Origin of the sequence: Lysinibacillus sp. UBA5990, assembly GCF_002429815.1 — a bacterium.
In the GTDB taxonomy this organism is placed as follows: domain Bacteria; phylum Bacillota; class Bacilli; order Bacillales_A; family Planococcaceae; genus Lysinibacillus; species Lysinibacillus fusiformis.
Map to the genome: position 1 here is coordinate 636,773 of NZ_DJAY01000011.1, position 20,487 is coordinate 657,259.

Genomic DNA, 20,487 nt, shown 5'->3' on the forward strand with positions numbered 1-20,487 from the left:
GTCATGTAGAATAACAAATAGAAACTACTAAGGGGGGAAGCTGATTAAGCGTCCGCATGTCAAACAACATGAAAAATATTGAATTTGAAAAGCCGGCCTATTCCGACTGGCAAGATGCAGCAATCAAAGCTTTAAAGGGGAAACCATTTGAGTCTCTATTCACGAAAACAAATGAGGGTGTTACACTACAGCCAATTTACACACAAGAAAGTTTAGTAGCTAAGCTTGGTGATGAGCTTGATCGACAAGTTGCCACAATCCGTTCCCTACAAAATAGTCAAGCATTTCAAGTAGCTCAGCAAGTTCATGCTGATACGAGTGAAGCGTTTTTTGCACAGCTTGATGACAGTTTAGCTAGAGGTAATGAAGTTATTACAATTGATAGTCGTGTTAATTTTGACTGGACAGAAGATGTATTGGTCAAATTAGCATCATATTTCTCAGAATATTCATTTAAAATTACTATTAAAGATACAAAAGACCCATTATTAACAGTGTTTGACAAAATTGATTTAGATCAACGAGAAGCTGTGAAGGGCTTCATCGTTTCGAACGAACCAATCTCTTTACAAGCTTTTCCGAGCGTGCGCTCAGTCGGCGCTAACACAGTTCTTTATCATAATGAAGGTGCCAACGCCGTTCAAGAATTAGCCTATGCACTTGCATTAGCAGCAAAGTTTGTAGAACAGGAAGAAAGCTTCGAAGCATTTTCCAAGAAATTTTTTGTATCCTTTGCTGTTGATACACAATTCTTTACAGAAATTGCAAAACTCCGTGCTTTTAAAGTACTTTGGAAAGCGTTCTCATCCGCATATGGTGTTACAAAAAATGTAAAAATTCCAACAGTTGCTGAAACATCTTTAAGAAGCTTCTCTAAATTGGATGTTTACGTGAATTTATTACGATCTTCTAATGAAGCGCTTTCTGGACTAATCGGCGGTGCTGATCTCTTTACGGTTCATCCACATGATGTGTTAACAAAACCTACAGAACAGTCAGTACGTATTGCTCGTAACGTGTCATTAATTTTAAAAGAAGAAACGAACGTCTTAAAAGTAATCGATCCTGCAGGTGGCTCTTACTTTATCGAGTCGTTAACGGCGGACTTTGTCAAAGAGGCATGGGCGTTATTCTTAGCAATAGAGGCAGCTGGAGGCATTGATGAATTCACCGCATCTGGCAACCTCGCTGATGAAGTAGAGAAATCGTATCAATCTCGTATTCAAGCTGCACAAACACGTAAGCAATCATTGATTGGAACGAATATTTATGCAAATCCAGCTGATGTACTTGAATGTGAAACGAATCCGTTATTTGCTAGCATTAAACGAAGTGCTATTCCATTTGAAAAGCTTCGTGCAGAAATGACAGCAGCTGATGTGAAAACGGGTATTTTAGCATTAGGTACATTAAAAAGCTCCAAGCCAAGAGCAGATTTTATTGCTGGTTTCTTAAATACGGTAGGTCTTGTTCCTGAAAAAAGTGAACCGGCGGCGACTGTTGAAGAGGCAATAGCTTGGCTAAAGGCAACAGAGGCTAAATATGTTGTAATTGCAGGTAATGATGAGGATACAAAAGAATTTGTCCATGCCATATTAGCAGACAAACCAGCGGGTGTACTTGTGGATGTGGCTGGGAAATTTAAAGACGAAGAAGAAGCTTGGTTAGCAAATGGCTTAAACGGCTTTATTTTCGCAGGACAGAATATCATTGAAAAATTACAGTCAGTGTTCGCGAGCATAAAGGAGGTCCAACGATGAGTAAGCCAAATTTTAATGCAATTGAAATAGAAAAAGTTTTATCAGCTAATGCACCTCAAGCGTCTGATGATAAGTTTATGACAAATGAAGGTATTGAAATTAAAGATATTTATACAAAAGAAGATATCAAGGATGCTAAACATTTAAATGATGTAGCAGGTATTGCACCTAATACACGCGGACCATACCCTACTATGTATGTGGCTCGTCCTTGGACTGTTCGTCAATATGCTGGTTTCTCAACAGCTGAAGAGTCTAATGCCTTTTACAAGCGAAATTTGGCAATGGGACAAAAGGGGTTATCTGTAGCGTTTGACCTAGCAACTCATCGAGGTTATGACTCTGATCATCCACGAGTTACAGGGGATGTAGGAAAAGCCGGTGTTGCCATTGACTCTGTCGAGGATATGAAAATTCTTTTCGATCAAATCCCGTTAGATCAAATGTCTGTTTCTATGACGATGAATGGTGCCGTACTACCAGTTCTTGCTTTCTATATTGTGGCAGCGGAGGAACAAGGGGTAACACCAGAAAAATTAGCAGGGACGATTCAAAATGATATTTTAAAAGAATATATGGTGCGTAATACATACATTTACCCACCAGCTATGTCGATGAAAATCATTGCAGATATTTTTGAATATACAGCGAAGTATATGCCGAAATTTAACTCGATTTCGATTTCTGGTTACCATATTCAAGAAGCGGGAGCAACAAATGATATTGAACTTGCCTATACGTTAGCAGATGGTTTGGAGTATGTGCGTACAGGTTTGAAAGCAGGTATTGATATCGATGCATTTGCACCACGTCTATCGTTCTTCTGGGCTATTGGCATGAACTATTATATGGAAGTGGCTAAAATGCGCGCAGCACGTCGTATTTGGGCACAGATGATGTCAACGTTTAATCCAAAAAATCCGAAAACATTAGCTTTACGTACCCACTCGCAAACATCAGGGTGGTCATTAACAGAGCAAGATCCGTTTAATAATGTAGCACGTACGTTAATCGAAGCAAATGCGTCATCAATGGGACATACTCAATCACTGCATACGAATGCACTGGATGAAGCTATTGCACTTCCAACGGATTTCTCTGCACGTATCGCACGTAATACGCAGTTATTTTTACAAGAGGAAACAGCAATGACGAAAGTAATTGATCCATGGGGTGGTTCGTACTACGTGGAGAAATTAACCGAAGAAATTACTAAATCAGCATGGGCATTGATTGAAGAGATTGAAGCACTTGGCGGTATGGCGAAAGCAATTGAAACGGGTCTTCCGAAAATGAAAGTTGAAGAAGCCGCTGCTAAACGTCAAGCGAAAATTGACTCCAAGACAGAGACGATTGTTGGTGTAAATAAATATCGTCTGACGAAAGAAGAGCCAATTGATATTCTAGATATTGATAATACCCTTGTGCGACAAAAACAAATTGAGCGTTTAGAAGCGATGAAAGCCGCACGTGATGAGGCTGAAGTTCAAAAACATTTAGCTCGTTTAACGAAGGCCGCGCAAGATGGCGAAGAAAATTTACTAGCTATAGCAGTTGATGCGGCTCGTGCACGTGCCTCATTAGGAGAAATTTCGGATGCAATTGAAGCCGTTTCTGGACGACATAAAGCTGTCATCCGTTCTATTTCAGGTGTCTACTCTGCCAACTTCTCTGATGAGGAGCAAATTTCAGAAGTGAAGCAAATGACAGAAGAATTCCTTGAAAACGAAGGCCGTCGTCCACGTATTTTAGTAGCTAAAATGGGACAAGATGGACATGACCGTGGAGCCAAGGTTGTCGCAACAGGCTATGCTGATTTAGGCTTTGACGTAGATATTTCTCCATTATTTATGACACCTGCTGAGGCAGCGCAAATGGCTGTTGAAAATGATGTTCATGTCATTGGTGTCTCTTCGTTAGCAGCGGGGCATAAAACATTAGTGCCTGAATTGATCGCGGAGCTAGAAAAATTAGGGCGTGAAGATATTATTATCATTGTGGGTGGTGTTATACCAGCTCAAGACTATGATTTCCTTTATAATGCTGGCGCAGTAGCTATCTTTGGGCCAGGTACCGTGATTCCTGTATCCGCACAGAAAATCATTGAGGAAATCTACAAACGTTTAGGCTATGAGGAAGTGTCTGAATAATGGACAACAACAAAGGAATGGAAGAAAGTGCGCTATTTGTAATGGACGGGGTCGAGGCGACTCACGACGGTATGCACTATGGTACACCTAAAAAATTCCGAAAGAAAAAAGCCGACACTGTTAATATTAGAGAGCTTGCACAACAAGTACGTGCAGGCTCTCGCACACATTTGTCAAAAGCGATTACCCTCATTGAAAGCTCGAATGCCACTCATAAAGTCCAAGCACAGGAGCTTTTACAGGAGCTTTTACCGCATACAGGAAAGAGTATTCGAATCGGTATTACGGGCGTTCCAGGAGCGGGGAAGAGCTCGTTCATTGAGGCTTTCGGAACTATGCTTTGTGACATGGGAAAACGAGTAGCAGTCCTTGCGATTGACCCAAGCTCTTCTTTATCAGGGGGGAGTATTTTAGGGGATAAAACGCGCATGGAGGAGCTCGTCAAGAAGCCTACTGCTTTTGTACGTCCTTCACCATCGGCTGGTACCCTTGGGGGTGTTCATAAAAAGACACGTGAAACGATGTTAGTTTGTGAAGCAGCAGGCTATGATGTCATTCTCATTGAAACAGTGGGTGTGGGACAAAGTGAAACCTATGTCCGAGGCATGGTGGATTTCTTCTTGCTTCTAGTTTTAACTGGAGCAGGGGATGAATTGCAGGGCATGAAAAAGGGCATTATGGAGTTAGCAGACGCCATTGTTGTGCATAAGGCAGATGGTGATAATGTGCGGCTTGCCAAAAAAACTGTCGCAGAATATAAACAGATTCTGCATTTTTTACAGCCTGCTACACCAGGCTGGATGTCAACTGCAATGCCAGTTAGTTCATTGGAAAAACGGGGTCTCGATAAGGTTTGGGGAACCATAGAAGAATTTAAACAAATTGTTGAATCAAACAGTTATTGGGCTACTCGACGTCAAAAACAAACAAAAGAGTGGTTCCAATCCATGATTACTGATCATTTAATAGATATGTTCTATGGAAATCCACAACGTAAAGCACAGGTACAGCTTCTGGAACGTCAAATTTTAAGTGGCCAACTAACGGTTACACAAGGTGTAGATCGTTTATTTAGCGACGAACAGGAAGATCAGTAAACTAGTTTCTTTAAAAGCTTAGAAAATTCAACTGATATGTATGAGCAAGTGGGTGCACAAATTCGTTGCAAACTGCTATGATAAGAGATGTATGTGCGTCAAATACCTACTATAAAAAGCTGAATTGACGCGATTTGAAAGGAGCTATCGCTATATGAATATGGATTATGATTTATTTATGCAGGAAATTTTAAAAACAGCTCGTGCTGAAATTGAAACGGCTGGCTACGAACAGCTAAAAACACCAGAGGCTGTTGAGGAGGCGTTTGCTCGTCCAGGTACAACATTAGTTATGGTGAACTCAGTGTGTGGTTGTGCGGGTGGTATTGCTCGTCCAGCAGCAGCGCAATGTGTACATTACGATAAACGCCCAGATCACTTAGTAACAGTATTTGCAGGGCAAGATAAAGAAGCGACTGCAGCGGCGCGTTATCTTTTTGGAGAAGATCACCTACCATCTTCACCATCATTTATTCTATTAAAGGATGGACAAGTTGTGGCTGAAGTGGGGCGCTATGAAATTGAAGGGCATGACCCGATGTCAGTTGTGACAAACTTACAAGCAAACTTTGAAGAATATTGTGACGAGCTTTAAGTCAATTCTTGCATAAGAGCAATCCTTTTTAACTAAGTAGAAAAGCCTCATAGAAAGTTGATCTATGCAGGCTTCCTACTTAATTATCATGTATAGATAGTTCAGCATTACCATTAAAATTTTTGTAATATTGGCTAAATAATTAACTATTTTCACTGAAGAGTACTAAAAGATAGGAGGCAGTCGGCCTGAAGAAGTTTTCAATCGGCTATCGAACTTTAAAAACAGCAATTGGTGCAGCACTTGCGATTGCCATTGCTCAATATTTTAATTTAGCCTCGTATGCCTCTGCAGGTATTCTAACGATATTATGTGTACAGCCAACGAAGAAAAAATCCATTCATGCAGCCTATACACGATTAGTTGCTAGTATAGTGGCCATGTTTTTTGCCTTTGTAAGCTTTGAGCTTTTTTCCTACCAGCCACTTACACTAGCGGGAATGCTAATACTTTTTATTCCAACAATTGTGTCCTTGAGAGTTGCAGACGGATTTATTTCTAGTGTCGTAATTATTATGCATATTTACGCCGCTAAAAGTTTTTCGATGGAGCTTGTTTATAATGAATTGGCGTTAATGGCTATCGGCTATGGAACTGGTATAGCCATCAATATGTATATGCCAGATATTCAAAAGGAATTAAATTACTACAGAGTTAAAATTGAGGAACTATATAGCAAGATATTTTTAGAAATTGCTAGCTATTTACGACAAGGGGATACGTTATGGGATGGGCATGAGATCATTGAAGCTATTCGAACATTAAATGATGCAAAGTCCTTGGCATTTAAAGATGTTGAAAACCATTTTACGAGACGCAAAAATGATTACTATATGTATTTCGATATGCGAGAAAAGCAGCTAGAAATTATTGAAAGAGTATTACCAAAAATTACAACTTTACCTGTTATAGTACAAGAGGCTGAAATTGTGGCAGATTTTTTACAAGACCTCGGGGGACATATTCATTCTGGAAATACAGCGAGTCATTATCGGGAAAAGCTAGAGCAGGTGAAACATGATTTCTCTCAGCTACCATTGCCGCAAAACCATGAGCAATTTATCGCTCAAGCCGCACTCTATCAGTTTATCGAGGAAATGGACAGGTATTTAGAAATAAAGCAGTCATTTAAGGGTTTAAAGGTAAAAAAAGAGCGCCCACAGTAGTGTGGACGCTATGTCCTTGCCTTAAACTAGCATTGATAAGCCGAATGCTAGAGATGAGATTAGCATGATTGCGACCATAGTATAAACAACAATTTTTTGAAACTTTTTATTACTCATATGCTCGTTCGCTCCTTCTTTTCTTATAAATAGTTTATCAAATCTGAAAAATTTCTCAAGTAGTAGAGTTTTGACAAAAAAGTCTGTAAAATAGAGTATGTACCATAACAGAAGGAGATGTCACCATGGAGAAAGTAGACCATATTGGGATTGCGGTGCGCGATCTTGATGAGCGCATTACATATTATACAGAAACTTTAGGTTTAAAGTTGATGAAAGTGGAAGAAGTAGATTCACAACAAGTTCGTGTTGCCTTTATCGACGCAGGTAACGTGAAATTGGAGCTATTAGAACCAATGAGTGAAAAAAGTGCCATTCATGGATTTATTGAGAAACGTGGAGAAGGTATTCACCATATTGCTTTTGGTGTGACAGGAATTCGTGAGCGTATGGTAGAGCTTCGTGAAAAAGGTGTACGTCTTTTATCGGAAGAGCCAGGACCTGGTGCTGGAGGTGCAGAGGTTGCGTTCATGCATCCTAAATCTTCGTTCGGGGTGTTATATGAATTATGTGATAAAAGTGGAAAAGGGGATAAGTGATTAATATGGATATGTTCGACAAAATCAATGACTTGTATGATCGTAAGACGGTAATTGAACTTGGTGGTGGCTATGAGCGCATCGAAAAACAGCATGAAAAAGGGAAATTAACAGCTCGTGAACGTATTGATTTGTTACTAGACGAAGGCACATTTTTTGAAATCAACCCATTTATTACTCACCGTACAGTAGACTTCGGAATGGAGAAAATGGAAGGACCTGGTGATGGTGTTGTAACTGGTTTCGGTAAAATTAACGGACGTCCAGTATACTTATTCTCTCAAGACTTTACAGTGTTTGGTGGCGCACTAGGTGAAATGCATGCGAAAAAAATGGCAACAGTTATGGACCTCGCTGCGAAAAATGGCACACCATTTATCGGTATTAACGATTCAGGTGGCGCACGTATCCAAGAGGGTGTTCTTTCACTAGATGGCTATGGTCATATTTTCTACCGTAATGCGATTTACTCGGGCGTTATTCCGCAAATCTCCGTAATAATGGGGCCATGTGCTGGAGGAGCTGTATATTCTCCTGCCATTACAGACTTTATCTTAATGGTAGATAAAACATCTCAAATGTTTATAACAGGACCTAAAGTTATCGAAACTGTAACAGGTGAAAAAATCTCGGCTGAAGATTTAGGTGGTTCAAAAGTAAATAATGCAGTAAGTGGAAATGCTCATTTCCGTGCACCATCTGAAGAAGAGGCAATTCAAGAAATTAAAAAACTATTAAGCTATTTACCACAAAACAATAAAGAAAAAGCACCTCGTCAGGATCGACCAGAGGGGGATGACTACCGTCCAGAAATCGTAGATACTGTGCCGATTGAAACAACACGTCCTTATGATGTGCGTAAAGTCGTTGATCAAGTAGTGGATGAAGGTTCATTCATGGAAGTTCATGCAGAATTTGCGAAAAACGTTGTAGTTGGCTTTGCACGTATTGCTGGTGAGTCAGTTGGTCTTGTTTGTAACCAACCAAAAGTACTTGCTGGAGGATTAGATATAGACTCTTCTGATAAAGCAGCTCGTTTTATCCGTACTTGCGATGCTTATAATATTCCAATCATTACATTTGAAGACGTATCTGGTTTCTTCCCAGGTGTTAAACAAGAACACGGAGGAATCATTCGTCATGGTGCGAAAATTCTTTATGCTTATTCAGAAGCAACTGTACCAAAAATCACAGTGATTTTACGTAAAGCTTATGGAGGCGCTTACGTTGCCCTAAACTCTAAATCAATCGGTGCGGACCTTGTTTTTGCTTGGCCAAACGCTGAGATTGCAGTTATGGGAGCTGCCGGAGCTGCAAACATCATTTTTGCCCGTGAAATTGCGAAATCAGATGATCCAGAAGCAACACGTGCCGCAAAAATTGAAGAATATAAAGAGAAATTTGCTAATCCATATGTTGCAGCATCTCGCGGTATGGTAGACGATGTTATTGATCCAAGAGATACACGTATTAAACTTATTCAAGGACTTGATATGTTATCTAATAAACAGGAAACGCGTCCTGAGAAAAAACATGGTAATATTCCATTATAAAACGTCCAAGCCTAGTAGCTATGCGGTTACTAGGCTTTTAATTTCCAAAAATTAGTATACAATATTATCAATGAATGTTGAAACATTTTTCCTTGTCAACCGTACTGATATATAAGGAGTTGATATGAATGGAATGGAAGCAATTACAAAAAGAGCAGGAAAAGATTCATACACAACTAAGAAAAGCGGCAAGGCTAAACGAGCAAGGACTGTTAATTGACAAGCAGATTGAGCATACACAACAGGAAATAAACAAACATTTTAGTACACTCAATCAAATTCGGGCCAAACTACATAAATTAGAGGGTTTTTCATTTATGAATATGATTCGTACTTGGACGGGGCAACAAGATGAATTACGGGCTGAAAAAATTGATAAAGCAGCCGTACTTGAATTAAAAATTAAAGAAGCGAAGAAAATGCAGACGGATTTAAGCGAAGATAAAGTTCAAATAACTCAGAAATTAGCTCAAATCAATACGATAGCCTTACAAGATGAGCTTCGAGTAATTCACGCAAAACAGAAGGGCTATTTACAAATCCATAATCCTGCACAGGCAGAGAGATTGGAGCATTTAGCTCAGGAAAAAATGCACACTAAACAACTCATTGCTGAAATTCAAGAAGCAGAAGGAGCAGGGGAGGTAGCTCTGACAAAGTTGGGGCAAGCAGCTGCGTCACTTCATTCGGCCAACGAATATTCGACTTGGGATACTTTCTTTGGTGGTGGAGTAATCGCTACACACTTAAAGCATGGTGCACTTGATCAATCAGAAAATTACATACATAGTGCACAAATTGCGCTGCAACGTTTTCACAATGAGCTATTAGATGTTCATGAGATGTCTACAAAGACACTACAAGTCGAAACAGATGGTTTTGTTAAATTTGCGGACTATTTCTTCGATGATCTTTTTTCAGCTTGGTCGGTCCATTCCAAAATTTCAACCGCAAGAGAACAGGTTTCACGTGTCCAAGATGATGTACATAATACAATTTGGCGCTTACAGGATAAACATAATAAAGCAGCGAACTATTTACAAACAATCGAACAAGAACAAGGAACCATTTTCAATGCGTAAGTTGAGTCTGAGATTAATTTCTCAGACTTTTTATATGGGGAGTATTGTTGAATGATTTCAACTCTTCTGACGTTGTGCTAAAATAATACTTATACTATAACGTGGAAAAACACGTAAACTAAGGGAGTTTTACAACATGACAAGTCGTTTAGTGGAAGAGTTTTTTGAGCTCGTTCAAATTGATTCAGAAACAAAATATGAACAAGAAATCGCACCAATTTTAGTCGATAAGTTATCAGCACTTGGATTTACAGTAGTCCAAGATGACGCCCATACACGTAACGGACATGGTGCAGGCAATATAATTGCCACATTAAAAGGTACATTAGATGTAGAACCGATCTATTTTACTTCTCATATGGACACAGTTGTTCCTGGTAAAGGCATAAAGCCATCATTACGTGAAGATGGTTATATTGTATCGGATGGCACAACGATTTTAGGTGCGGACGATAAGGCTGGACTAGCAGCACTACTAGAAATGGTAAAACGCTTAAAAGAGCAAAATATTGCTCACGGAGATATTGAGTTTATACTTACTGCTGGTGAAGAAAGCGGTCTTGTTGGTGCCAAAGAATTGGATCCATCTATTATTAAAGCAAAATATGGCTTTGCTGTGGATAGTGATGGCAAAGTTGGAGGTATTGTGACAGCAGCACCGTTCCAAGCGAAAATTTTCGCGAAGATTATCGGCAAAACTGCGCATGCTGGAGTTGCGCCTGAAAAAGGAATTTCAGCTATTACAGTTGCATCAAAATGTATTGCACAGATGAAGCTAGGTCGATTAGATGAAGAAACAACAGCCAATATTGGTCGCTTTGAGGGTGGACAGGCGACAAATATTGTTTGCGACGAAGTTACTATTCTAGCTGAAGCGCGTTCGATTGATAAAACAAAATTAGATGCTCAAACAAAGCATATGCAAGAGACATTTGAACAAGTAGCTGCTTCATTAGGGGCACGAGCTGAAGTTGAAGTGAAGCTTATGTATCCAGGTTTCCGTGTAACCGAATCAGACAAAGTCGTTCAAGTGGCAATGGCAGCGGCACGCCAAATTGATCGTACCCCTACATTAGGTATTTCAGGTGGTGGGTCCGATGCAAATGTGATTGCAGGCTTTGGTATCCCAACAGTTAATTTATCAGTTGGGTATGAGGATATTCATACGACAAATGAAAAAATATCCGTTGAAGAATTAGAAAAATTAGCAGATTTACTAGTTGAAATCGTCAAAGAATCTGCGAAAAAATAATAGTCGAATTTGAAGGGTGTGACCATATGGAAAGTGTAAAAGCAGTAGTTTTTGCTTGTGGTACAGAGGAATATGCAGTGCCTGTAGAGCAAGCGATTTCAATTGAAAAATTAGAGCAGGTAACACCTATTCCTCATTTACCTAACTATCTTTTAGGTTTTACAAGAATTCGTGGGGAACTTGTGCCTGTCCTAGATTTTGAACGAATATTATATAATCGCTCTTCGAATACAGCAACTGCTCGGGTGATTGTATTGAATACAGATGTTGTAAACTATGGGTTACTTGTTACGGAAGCTCGTGAAATTCTTGATTTAGATGAATCTATACTTCAACAACTAGGACTTGTGAATTATAGTAAAACTCGCTATTTTACAGCTGTGGCTAATCTTGAAAACCGAATGATTACGTATGTTGACCCAAAAATACTCGTCAATTCATTAGAGGGTATTCGTGAAATTATCAATTATTTACACAAAATGCTTGAAAATGAAAAAGAAAACGTAGAGGCTTAGGCTTCTACGTTTTTCTTATGTTCAAATTGTTGGGACAGGGGACGTATGAACCGATCCCAAGACTATACAGCTATAAAAAGAAGCCCTTCCTGCAAAAACGGAAGGGCTTTGTCGCGTTCTTAAGAAAGACGACCACTGTAGTCTTCAAATTTAAATTCACGAATAATTTTAATACCTTCTTCATCATTGTAAGAAACGATAGAAGGCAGGTTAACACCATTAAACATATGGTTTTTTACCATTGAATAATGGGCCATATCCGTAAATACAAGACGATCTCCTGGTTTTAATGGCTGTTCAAATGAATAATCGCCAATAACATCACCAGCAAGACATGTTAGTCCACCTAAGCGATATGTGTGGGCAAATTCATTGGCTTGACCTGAACCAATAATCATTGGACGGTAGGGCATTTCAAGTACATCAGGCATATGACATGTTGCCGACGTATCTAAAATAGCAAGATCCATCCCATTTTCTTGAATATCAAGCACAGTAGCTACTAAATAACCTGTATTAAGGGCTACTGCTTCACCTGGCTCTAAATACACAAGTAGGTTATATTTTTCTTGCACATAATTAATGATGTTCACAAGCTTCTCTACATCATAATCTTCACGTGTAATATGGTGACCACCACCGAAATTCAACCATTTCATTTGATGTAATACATCACCAAATTTTTCTTCCACTACTTCAATAATGCGCTCTAGCGTATCCGAGTTTTGTTCACACATTGCATGGAAGTGTAAGCCATCAATGCCGTCAAGTTGGGATTTATCGAAGTTTGCCAAAGTCGTTCCAAGACGGGAATTCGTATAGCAAGGATCGTAAAGAGCTGTTTCAATTTCAGAGTACTCAGGATTCACACGAATACCACATTCAATTGTTTTACCAGTAGATTTTACTTTATCCTTGAATTGAGCCCATTGGTTAAATGAGTTAAATACGATGTGATCCACATAGCCTAGAAGCTCGTCCATTTCATGCTCAATATAAGCAGGTGCATAAACGTGAACTTCTTTGCCCATTTTTTCATAGCCAAGACGTGCCTCATGCAGGGAGCTGGCTGTAATGCCTGCTAAATATTCCCCTACTAGCGGGAAAGTTGAATGCATAGAGAACCCTTTAAGGGCTAGTAAAATGCGGCAGCCTGTACGATCTTGAATTGATTTTAAAAGCTCAAGATTTTTTGTTAATAATCGCTCATCCACTACATAAGAAGGGGATGGAACTTTTGAAAAATCAATTGGTTTCATCGGCTTAATTCCTTTGTATCTAAATCAAGGTCTAGTAACTCTGGGTTATGGCTTTCTTGCCATGGTAGACCCCATTTATTTAATGCATCCATGAATGGATCTGGATTGAAATCTTCTACATTCCAAACACCTGGTTTACGCCATTCGCCGTTCATCACAAGCATTGCACCAATCATAGCTGGTACGCCAGTTGTGTAAGAAATTGCTTGTGAGCCCACTTCGTTATAGCATTCTTCGTGGTCACATACGTTGTACACATAATACGTTTTTTCTTTGCCATCTTTTAGACCGCGAATGATACAACCGATATTTGTTTTACCTTTTGTACGTGGTCCTAGAGAAGCTGGATCTGGTAATACTGCTGTCAGGAAGTGGATTGGTTGAATCATTTTACCTTCAAATTCGATCGGCTCGATTGATGTCATACCAACGTTTTCTAATACTTTTAAGTGTGTTAAGTATTTTTCAGAGAACGTCATCCAGAAGCGGATTTGTTTTAAACCTTTAATATTTTTCGCTAGTGATTCAAGCTCTTCATGGTATAGAAGGTAAATATCTTTTGGTCCAATTTCTGGTAAGTTATACACTTCTTTTTTCTCAAGTGGTGCCGTTTCAACCCACTCGCCTTCTTTCCAGTAACGACCATTCGCTGTTATTTCACGAATGTTAATTTCTGGGTTGAAGTTTGTTGCGAAATGATAACCATGATCTCCTGCATTTGCATCCACGATATCGATATAGTGGATTTCATCAAATTCATGTTTTTGCGCATGAGCAGTGAAAACGCCTGTTACACCTGGGTCAAAACCGCTACCAAGTAATGCAGTTAAGCCAGCTTTTTCAAACTTTTCTTTATAAGCCCATTGCCATTTATATTCAAATTTTGCCGTTTCAGGTGGCTCGTAGTTTGCAGTATCCACATAGTGCACACCTGTCGCTAAGCAAGCATCCATAATCGTTAAGTCCTGATAAGGTAGGGCAACGTTAATCACTACATCTGGTCCGAAAGCTTTAATAAGCTCAATAACCTCTTCTGTATTATCTGCGTCTACCTGTGCAGTATGAATTTTTGTTTTTCCGCCGTCTAGTTTTTCTTTTAGAGCGTCACATTTTGAAACAGTTCTACTTGCGATACAAATTTCCTCAAATACGTCCGAATTTTGAACACACTTGTGTACCACAACACTGGCAACTCCGCCAGCTCCGATAATCAATGCTTTACCCAATTGTCTACCCCCAAGTTCATAAAAGTATTGTCAAACAAGCTGATTATACAGAAATTTGATATAGTACTCAATCATTGTTTTAAAATTTTCTACAAAAAATTTAATTTTTCTACATCAATTAGACGTAATCAGAAGAAAAAAGCATGGAATACATGAAAAAATCCCTTTTCTACAAAGGTAGCAAGGGACATCATTGCTTGAAACATCAGAACATCATTTCACTCTTTTTATTTTAAAAATCGACTGGATATTTGTTGCTTTTCATCTCCCCATACATAGAAGAAAATCACAAGTAATGTACTTAAAAATCCCATCACTAGTGCATACGTACTGAGGGCTACATGTACTTGGCTTTGCACGGCATAAATGAATATGGCTCCTATTGTTAGCAAATTTCCAGTAATAAGCGATACAAAATGAAAACGTTTATTCATTGTAAGCCCCCCTTTGTAGATGAATGATAAATGCCTCAAAATAAAGTTAGTCCGCTTCAATTATCGCATAATTCAGAACTTTTATCCAATACTTTTATTTTATAGGAAAAATTAAAGATGCTTTTTTAATACATCTTTTTGTAGTATGATGAGAAAATAAAGGGAAAATTCATAGATTATTACAAGAAAGGGGAGAAGATGAATCGTGAAATTACGAAATTCATTAACTTTTCAACTTGGAACGATTATCGCTGGTATTTTAGTGGTCATGCTAGGGATTACATCGTTCGCTACATACATAACTGCTTACAATAAACTTTATGATGCTGCTGGTGTGGAGGCATATGGATGTGCCAATATTACGACTGGTCTAATTGCTCCTGAACTAATGGACAAGGCCATGCGTGGTGACCAGGCAGCTCAGGAACGGATTGGGAATGACTTAAACTGGACAACCGGACACAAAGATATTTTTCAAACTCAATATATTCTGTCCCTTGATGGTACATTGTTAGCGCTGGACGACCATTTAGCCCAGAAAGGATTTGCCCCTGGGGATTCTTTCTATTTGGATCAAGAGGCGATTGATAGGTTGTTACAAGATAAGCATCCAACTTACTCTCAGCCCTATACGTATGCTGACATGGATCGCTTATCGGGTTATGCGCCCATTTTCAAAGATCACGATTCAAGTAAAGAAATCATTGCCATCAGTGTGATCGATTTTGACGCCAATATTGTCAAGGAGCGTACATGGGATGTTGTGCGAAGTGGGATATTAATTAGTATTTTCCCTATGCTGATTGCTTCAATTATTACAGGCTTTTTAATCCGACGAAAAGTGAAGCCAATTAGTGTTCTCATTCAACAGGCCAAAGAAATTGCGAATGGCAATTTAGCAGTAGCTGAAACAAAAATAAATAGCAAGGATGAGGTGGAGGATTTAGCGAAGACATTAAATCGTATGACCGCTAGCCTGCAAAGTATGATCATGACCATGCGTTCTACTTCTAATACACTTGCTAATAATGCTGATGAAACCGCTTGCACCTTAAACGATATGACAAATACCATTCAAGAGGTCGCTCATAATATCGAAGAGGTAACAAGCACTGTGACGGCAGGCATGCATCATGCTGAAAATGCTACAGAAGTGTTAACCTCCTTAGCAGAAGACTTGCAGGTAATCCAGTACAATGCTACGGATAGTGCTAATAATGCACGAGAAACAATGAAACTAGCAACAGAGGGAGAAAGGCTAGCCAAAGACATAAACAATGATATGGCATCCATTCAAAGCGGATCAGATGAAGTGAAGCATACTGTTGAAAACTTAGTTACGTCTGCTGCCAAAATACAGGCAATTACAACATCCATTGCTGGTATTGCATCACAAACAAATTTATTAGCACTGAATGCTTCTATCGAAGCGGCAAGAGCAGGAGAGCAAGGAAAAGGCTTTGCGATTGTTGCTGAGGAAGTGCGAAAGCTAGCAGAGCAGTCCAATGCAGAAGTATTACAAGTTGAACAGCTTATTCAGGATATGATGAAACATGTTCAGCAAGTAATGTCGTCAACCAATGATAATACGCAATATATTGAAAAAGGAACAGAGACAGTCGGTTTAACAGCACAATCGTTAGGTAATATTTCAAACGCTGTAGCGAAGACCGTTGAGGAAATTATAAGTATTTCTCATGCGGTGACTGCTGAAAATGAAAAGTCAGCTCGAATTGTTCAGATGATACAACAATTAACAGAATCCATTAGAGACATCGAAGAAGCCATGAATAGAATTACCTTAGCGGCCCAGCAAACAACAGCAAGTATTGACGAGGTTGCACAAGGTTCGAATGAAACGACCCATATGGCACATACACTAGAGCAACACGTGAAAGCATTTAAATTAAAAGAATTGTAGAAAAATTAGAATAAGTTAGCTTTTGCTTGCGTGTCTAAGATGGTACACTATCAATAAGATTTTTCTTTTGGCGAAGGTGAGGATTTAATGGTGGTAAAACAAATGGATGAGCAAGTACAGCAAATGAATGACTTATTTTTAAGCGGTCAAGTAAAAGGGAGTTACCAGCTAGCAAAGGAGATACTTGCCAACCAGACTAATTTAGAAGGTGAGACCCATCAGCTTATTCAGCAACATGTTGCATTACTCGAGGCAAATGGATATGCCAATATGCCCGAAACGACTGACGAAAAAGTCATGCAAAGTGCAGAACGTACTGATGGTTCGTACCCAGAGCGAGATGTTCTTACAGCCTATATCGGTACTCAAGATGCTGAACAGTTTGGGAAAGTAATAGACGAATTATTAGCCGGACCCATTGAAGCACAGGCAAACGCGTATTATACGATGGCTGAATACTACGTCCTTACTAAAGAACAGGATAAAGCAATGGTACAATATGCGGAGGCTATTAAATTACAGCCTAACAAGGGTCTCTATTGGGGTGCATTTGCTCAATTTTTAAATCGTCATGAGGGGAGCCCTTATTTAGCACTTAGACTCATTGAGGAAGCCATACAGCTAGATGGTATGAATCCTCGCTGGCACTATATTCAAGGTAATATTTTTTTACAGTTAGTAGCTGCTACGAAAAATTTAAGCTATTTACCTGCTTTAGAAGAGGCTTGGGAAAGAGCTAAAAAACGCTGTTCTACCAAGCAAATTACCTTGAAAATGGATCTCGTGAAATCAAATGATATGTTAAGTCAATGGAAAAAGCAAATGCTATAAATCTAGAAAAGAGACGTTTAAACTATTAATAATTATTTCCTTTTAAGTATATTTATGCTATTATGAAACTATAAACGGACGTATGAAGCTTATCGATGACATGAAAGAAGTGTTTTTTTGAGTTTATATGTAGCGTATGTATTAGTGGGACTTGCCATTGCCATGCCTGTAGGTGCTATTACAGTGGAAATGACAAAGCAAGGACTTAAAAATGGTTTTCTGCACGGCTGGGCTGTAGGGCTTGGTGGCATGACCATTGACATCGTATTAGTTTTTGCCTTGTATATGGGATTAGCCTCCATTTTGGCTCTGCCCATGGTACAGCTTCCGATGTGGATCATTGGAGCGGGCTTTTTATTCTTGTTAGGGTATGACTCTATTAAGAATGCCGATCATGATATTACATTGGCAGGAGAAAAAGTAACCAAGTCCTTTTTTGCCTCTTACTTTAATGGATTATTGGTAGCGATCTCCCCTGGTAACCTTGTTTTTTGGGTCAATGTATTCGGCGTGGTTCTAGCTAAATCGTACGGACAAGGGGAGCAAACGAGCTTTTTAATCATTGCTGCTGGTGTCCTTAGTGGAATTTTACTCCATGATCTTGGTTTACTAACCATTGTCTCAGTTACGCGTAAAGCCATGAATCGTAAAATGATTAAAACATTTACGATTGTCGCAGGATTCTTGTTAATTGGCTTTGCTGGATATTTTATATATGAATTTATACAAGCAATTAAAATTTATATATGAAAAGTGCGATCTCTCAGATTGCACTTTTTTTATGATGGTGAAACGACTGTTGTCTGCTCTTGGAGACAAGCCAAAATTTCTTCTGCTACTTGATGTGCTAAGGAAAGCTCTGAAGTAAAGCCCACACAAGAACAATTCATTTCACCTAATATATAGCAATCTTCTCCAGCTTCATCTGTATCTAACATAAAATCAGCTGTCCAAATTAAGGGTAAGTCATAACCGCCTAATAAGTTCGTTACTTGAGGGAGTTGTGATAAAAAGTTATCGACAAGCTCTTGCCAATCCTCTGGTTGATCATAGCGATATTGCGCACCTGAGAATAATGTTGCGCTAAAGGCATCCTCGGTATTGGCAGGTTTTTTATGTACTACGTGAACGGGGTGATTGCGCAACATCAATAAGCGAACTTCACCTTCTGTAATACGTGGAAGAAATCGCATATCGATCAACATACCATTCAGTCCAGTAATATATGGCTCACAAAATGTCATAAATTCTCCAAGCGACCAATATTCCACATGATTATCTTTCGCTTCCGTACATTTAATTTGTGCATCTAGTGGAACTACAGTCATTCCTTCGGCTAGAGGTTCTACTAATTTTACACGCCAAATACCTTCACCCGTAGATCCACGATTTTGCTTCAGAACACGTTCTGTTAATGCTAGTGAAGTAGGAAATTGTGCTTTAAATGCTTCAATCGTATAATAGGCGAACGTATCATTAGGTACTAAATTTGTAGCAGTAAGCTTGGATAATACATCTTTAGAGCCATAGCTAATCATTGCATCGGGATGTGGCATGCCAATTACGCCGACTTGACAAAGTTCTCGAAGCATCGCAAAATATTGTTCTTCATGCTGTAAGTTGCCAGGGTTTATACGTGATACATAGGCAGCACCATGTTCTTTCACATAGTCAAAAATTTGCTGTTTTTTTTCAATATCAAAAAATAGCACCTCTGCATCTTGCCCACGTTGCTTTAAAGCTTCCACCATCGGCATTGTATCTGGACGATAGCCATCTGGTCCTTTGTCTGTGCCACCCTCAACCTCGAAAAAAATTATTTTTTTATTCATAAATAATACCTCCCTTTTTGGTTGTCATTATTTTCAGTATAGTAGACAAACAAGGAGAAAAGATATATGAAATATGTAAATTTTATGTATAAATTCATATATTTCAATATTTGATATAGGAGGTATTGACTATGAAAAATCAGAAAAATCAGACATTCGGGTGTTTAATCCTGTTTCTTTTGAAACACTGTGAGATACAGAATCATTAGAAGAATTAGCAAAGTGCCAATAAACTGATAACCTCCAAAGCTTATTTTTAACCACCATACACTTGTGATGACGGCCATTAATGGTTCTAAGCTTCCTAGTAAGCTTGATTCCTTGGGGGATAAATAATGCAAGCTAGCAATATAAAACCAAAAAGCTAGCATTGTGCCGAATATAATAATAAAAAGAAAATAGGAAATCGTAGAAACAGTCCAGTCTGATACATCAATAGCCCATGGTTGATGGAAAAAACTCATAACAATTCCTCCAATGATCATGGACCAACCAACAACAAGTAAGGAATGAAATTGCTGTAGAAGGGGAACGGCGTATAGTGTATAAAAGGCAACTGAAAGTCCTGATACTACTCCCCAGAAGACCGCCATAAAAGGAACTGACAGTGTTGAAAAGGACCCATTTGTTAATAATAAAAAAGTTCCCACAAGTGTAAGTGTAACAGCAATACTATCCTGTTTTGTCAGCGGGCTTTGTTTAGATATGAGGTAATACGCCATAATAAACAACGGTGCTAAATATTGTAGAAGCGTGGCTACCGCTGAATTTCCAATGGAAATAGACATCATATACGTATATTGGACAGCAAGCATGCCTAGTAAACTAAATAGTAGTTGTCTCATTGCATTTTGTTTTGTCCGCCACATTACAAATATTGATCTATGTCGATGGGTTATTTTATATATCCCTATAAGTAATAGACCAGACAAAAGTAGACGACTAGAAACTAGCCATTCTACAGCTATTTGCTCCTGCTGAAATAGTCTTTGGGCTACGGTTCCACCGATTCCCCAAAAACTTGCCCCGAGGATAACTAGTAAAAATCCGAGGGTACGTTTTTTTTGGATGATTTGATTCATGGATGAACATCTCCTAAACTATCAATATAAAGTGATTATAAGATATCCATAAAACAATAAATATCGTGTTAAAACG

At 38.9% G+C, this 20,487-nt stretch carries 19 protein-coding genes; 13 read left to right on the top strand and 6 right to left on the bottom strand.

The features are described 5' to 3' along the window. The first annotated feature begins 56 nt into the window (after positions 1-56). The 5 genes from B3D94_RS10615 (at position 57) to B3D94_RS10635 (ending at position 6,768) form a co-directional block, all read left to right on the top strand. On the top strand, positions 57-1,760 hold the full coding sequence (locus B3D94_RS10615) for a methylmalonyl-CoA mutase family protein (RefSeq protein WP_069481910.1): 1,704 nt from the start codon (positions 57-59) through the stop codon (positions 1,758-1,760). Next, the gene (gene scpA, locus B3D94_RS10620; RefSeq protein ID WP_008179938.1) at positions 1,757-3,910 is read left to right on the top strand and encodes a methylmalonyl-CoA mutase; all 2,154 of its coding nucleotides are present in this window, start codon (positions 1,757-1,759) and stop codon (positions 3,908-3,910) included. The genes B3D94_RS10615 and scpA overlap by 4 nt, the downstream gene beginning before the upstream one ends. Then, positions 3,910-5,007, top strand: coding sequence for a methylmalonyl Co-A mutase-associated GTPase MeaB (gene meaB / locus B3D94_RS10625; protein WP_258269000.1), 1,098 nt, complete (start codon positions 3,910-3,912; stop codon positions 5,005-5,007). Before scpA ends, meaB begins: the two co-directional genes overlap by 1 nt. Positions 5,008-5,161: 154 nt before the next feature. Further along, the gene (locus B3D94_RS10630) at positions 5,162-5,602 is read left to right on the top strand and encodes a BrxA/BrxB family bacilliredoxin (protein WP_008179942.1); all 441 of its coding nucleotides are present in this window, start codon (positions 5,162-5,164) and stop codon (positions 5,600-5,602) included. 203 nt (positions 5,603-5,805) lie between these two features. Further along, a complete protein-coding gene (locus B3D94_RS10635; RefSeq protein WP_309138025.1) occupies positions 5,806-6,768 on the top strand; it encodes an aromatic acid exporter family protein in 963 nt (320 codons plus the stop codon). Between the two features lie 21 nt (positions 6,769-6,789). Here the strand turns inward: B3D94_RS10635 and prli42 are convergent, their stop codons facing one another. Then, positions 6,790-6,885, bottom strand: coding sequence for a stressosome-associated protein Prli42 (gene prli42, locus B3D94_RS10640; RefSeq protein WP_150907189.1), 96 nt, complete (start codon positions 6,883-6,885; stop codon positions 6,790-6,792). Positions 6,886-7,010: 125 nt separating this feature from the next. Between prli42 and mce the strand changes: the two genes are divergently transcribed. The 5 genes from mce (at position 7,011) to B3D94_RS10665 (ending at position 11,826) form a co-directional block, all read left to right on the top strand. After that, positions 7,011-7,424 (top strand): methylmalonyl-CoA epimerase, encoded by a 414-nt coding sequence (gene mce / locus B3D94_RS10645; RefSeq protein ID WP_069481907.1) that lies wholly within the window; start codon positions 7,011-7,013, stop codon positions 7,422-7,424. Between the two features lie 5 nt (positions 7,425-7,429). Then, positions 7,430-8,977: an acyl-CoA carboxylase subunit beta gene (locus tag B3D94_RS10650; protein WP_069481906.1), complete on the top strand. Its 1,548-nt coding sequence runs from the start codon at positions 7,430-7,432 to the stop codon at positions 8,975-8,977. Positions 8,978-9,105: 128 nt separating this feature from the next. Further along, positions 9,106-10,059, top strand: a complete 954-nt coding sequence (locus tag B3D94_RS10655) for a hypothetical protein (RefSeq protein WP_291757275.1) — start codon at positions 9,106-9,108, stop codon at positions 10,057-10,059. Positions 10,060-10,195: 136 nt separating this feature from the next. Then, positions 10,196-11,311: a M20/M25/M40 family metallo-hydrolase gene (locus tag B3D94_RS10660; protein WP_291757276.1), complete on the top strand. Its 1,116-nt coding sequence runs from the start codon at positions 10,196-10,198 to the stop codon at positions 11,309-11,311. A gap of 26 nt (positions 11,312-11,337) precedes the next feature. Continuing rightward, positions 11,338-11,826 carry a chemotaxis protein CheW gene (locus B3D94_RS10665; protein ID WP_008181662.1) on the top strand — a complete coding sequence of 163 codons (489 nt, stop codon included), beginning with the start codon at positions 11,338-11,340 and terminating at the stop codon, positions 11,824-11,826. 119 nt (positions 11,827-11,945) lie between these two features. Here the strand turns inward: B3D94_RS10665 and nspC are convergent, their stop codons facing one another. The 3 genes from nspC to B3D94_RS10680 all read right to left on the bottom strand — a co-directional run bounded on the left by nspC (position 11,946) and on the right by B3D94_RS10680 (position 14,745). Then, the gene (gene nspC / locus B3D94_RS10670) at positions 11,946-13,085 is read right to left on the bottom strand and encodes a carboxynorspermidine decarboxylase (RefSeq protein WP_291757277.1); all 1,140 of its coding nucleotides are present in this window, start codon (positions 13,083-13,085) and stop codon (positions 11,946-11,948) included. Next, positions 13,082-14,311, bottom strand: a complete 1,230-nt coding sequence (locus B3D94_RS10675; RefSeq protein ID WP_036126904.1) for a saccharopine dehydrogenase family protein — start codon at positions 14,309-14,311, stop codon at positions 13,082-13,084. Before B3D94_RS10675 ends, nspC begins: the two co-directional genes overlap by 4 nt. Positions 14,312-14,538: 227 nt before the next feature. Then, positions 14,539-14,745, bottom strand: a complete 207-nt coding sequence (locus tag B3D94_RS10680) for a hypothetical protein (RefSeq protein WP_036126902.1) — start codon at positions 14,743-14,745, stop codon at positions 14,539-14,541. Between the two features lie 205 nt (positions 14,746-14,950). Between B3D94_RS10680 and B3D94_RS10685 the strand changes: the two genes are divergently transcribed. From B3D94_RS10685 to B3D94_RS10695, 3 genes are all read left to right on the top strand, one after another. Further along, positions 14,951-16,666 carry a methyl-accepting chemotaxis protein gene (locus B3D94_RS10685; RefSeq protein ID WP_291757278.1) on the top strand — a complete coding sequence of 572 codons (1,716 nt, stop codon included), beginning with the start codon at positions 14,951-14,953 and terminating at the stop codon, positions 16,664-16,666. An 87-nt stretch (positions 16,667-16,753) separates the two neighbouring features. After that, a complete protein-coding gene (locus tag B3D94_RS10690; protein WP_291757279.1) occupies positions 16,754-17,497 on the top strand; it encodes a tetratricopeptide repeat protein in 744 nt (247 codons plus the stop codon). Positions 17,498-17,614: 117 nt separating this feature from the next. After that, the gene (locus B3D94_RS10695) at positions 17,615-18,247 is read left to right on the top strand and encodes a LysE family translocator (protein ID WP_258269006.1); all 633 of its coding nucleotides are present in this window, start codon (positions 17,615-17,617) and stop codon (positions 18,245-18,247) included. Positions 18,248-18,276: 29 nt separating this feature from the next. On the opposite strand, the gene B3D94_RS10700 is transcribed toward B3D94_RS10695, so the two are convergent. Both B3D94_RS10700 and B3D94_RS10705 read right to left on the bottom strand, forming a co-directional pair. Continuing rightward, complete coding sequence (locus B3D94_RS10700) at positions 18,277-19,329, bottom strand: Cj0069 family protein (RefSeq protein WP_291757280.1); 1,053 nt, start codon at positions 19,327-19,329, stop codon at positions 18,277-18,279. A 164-nt stretch (positions 19,330-19,493) separates the two neighbouring features. Then, positions 19,494-20,411 carry a DMT family transporter gene (locus B3D94_RS10705; RefSeq protein ID WP_291757281.1) on the bottom strand — a complete coding sequence of 306 codons (918 nt, stop codon included), beginning with the start codon at positions 20,409-20,411 and terminating at the stop codon, positions 19,494-19,496. Positions 20,412-20,487: the final 76 nt, after the last annotated feature.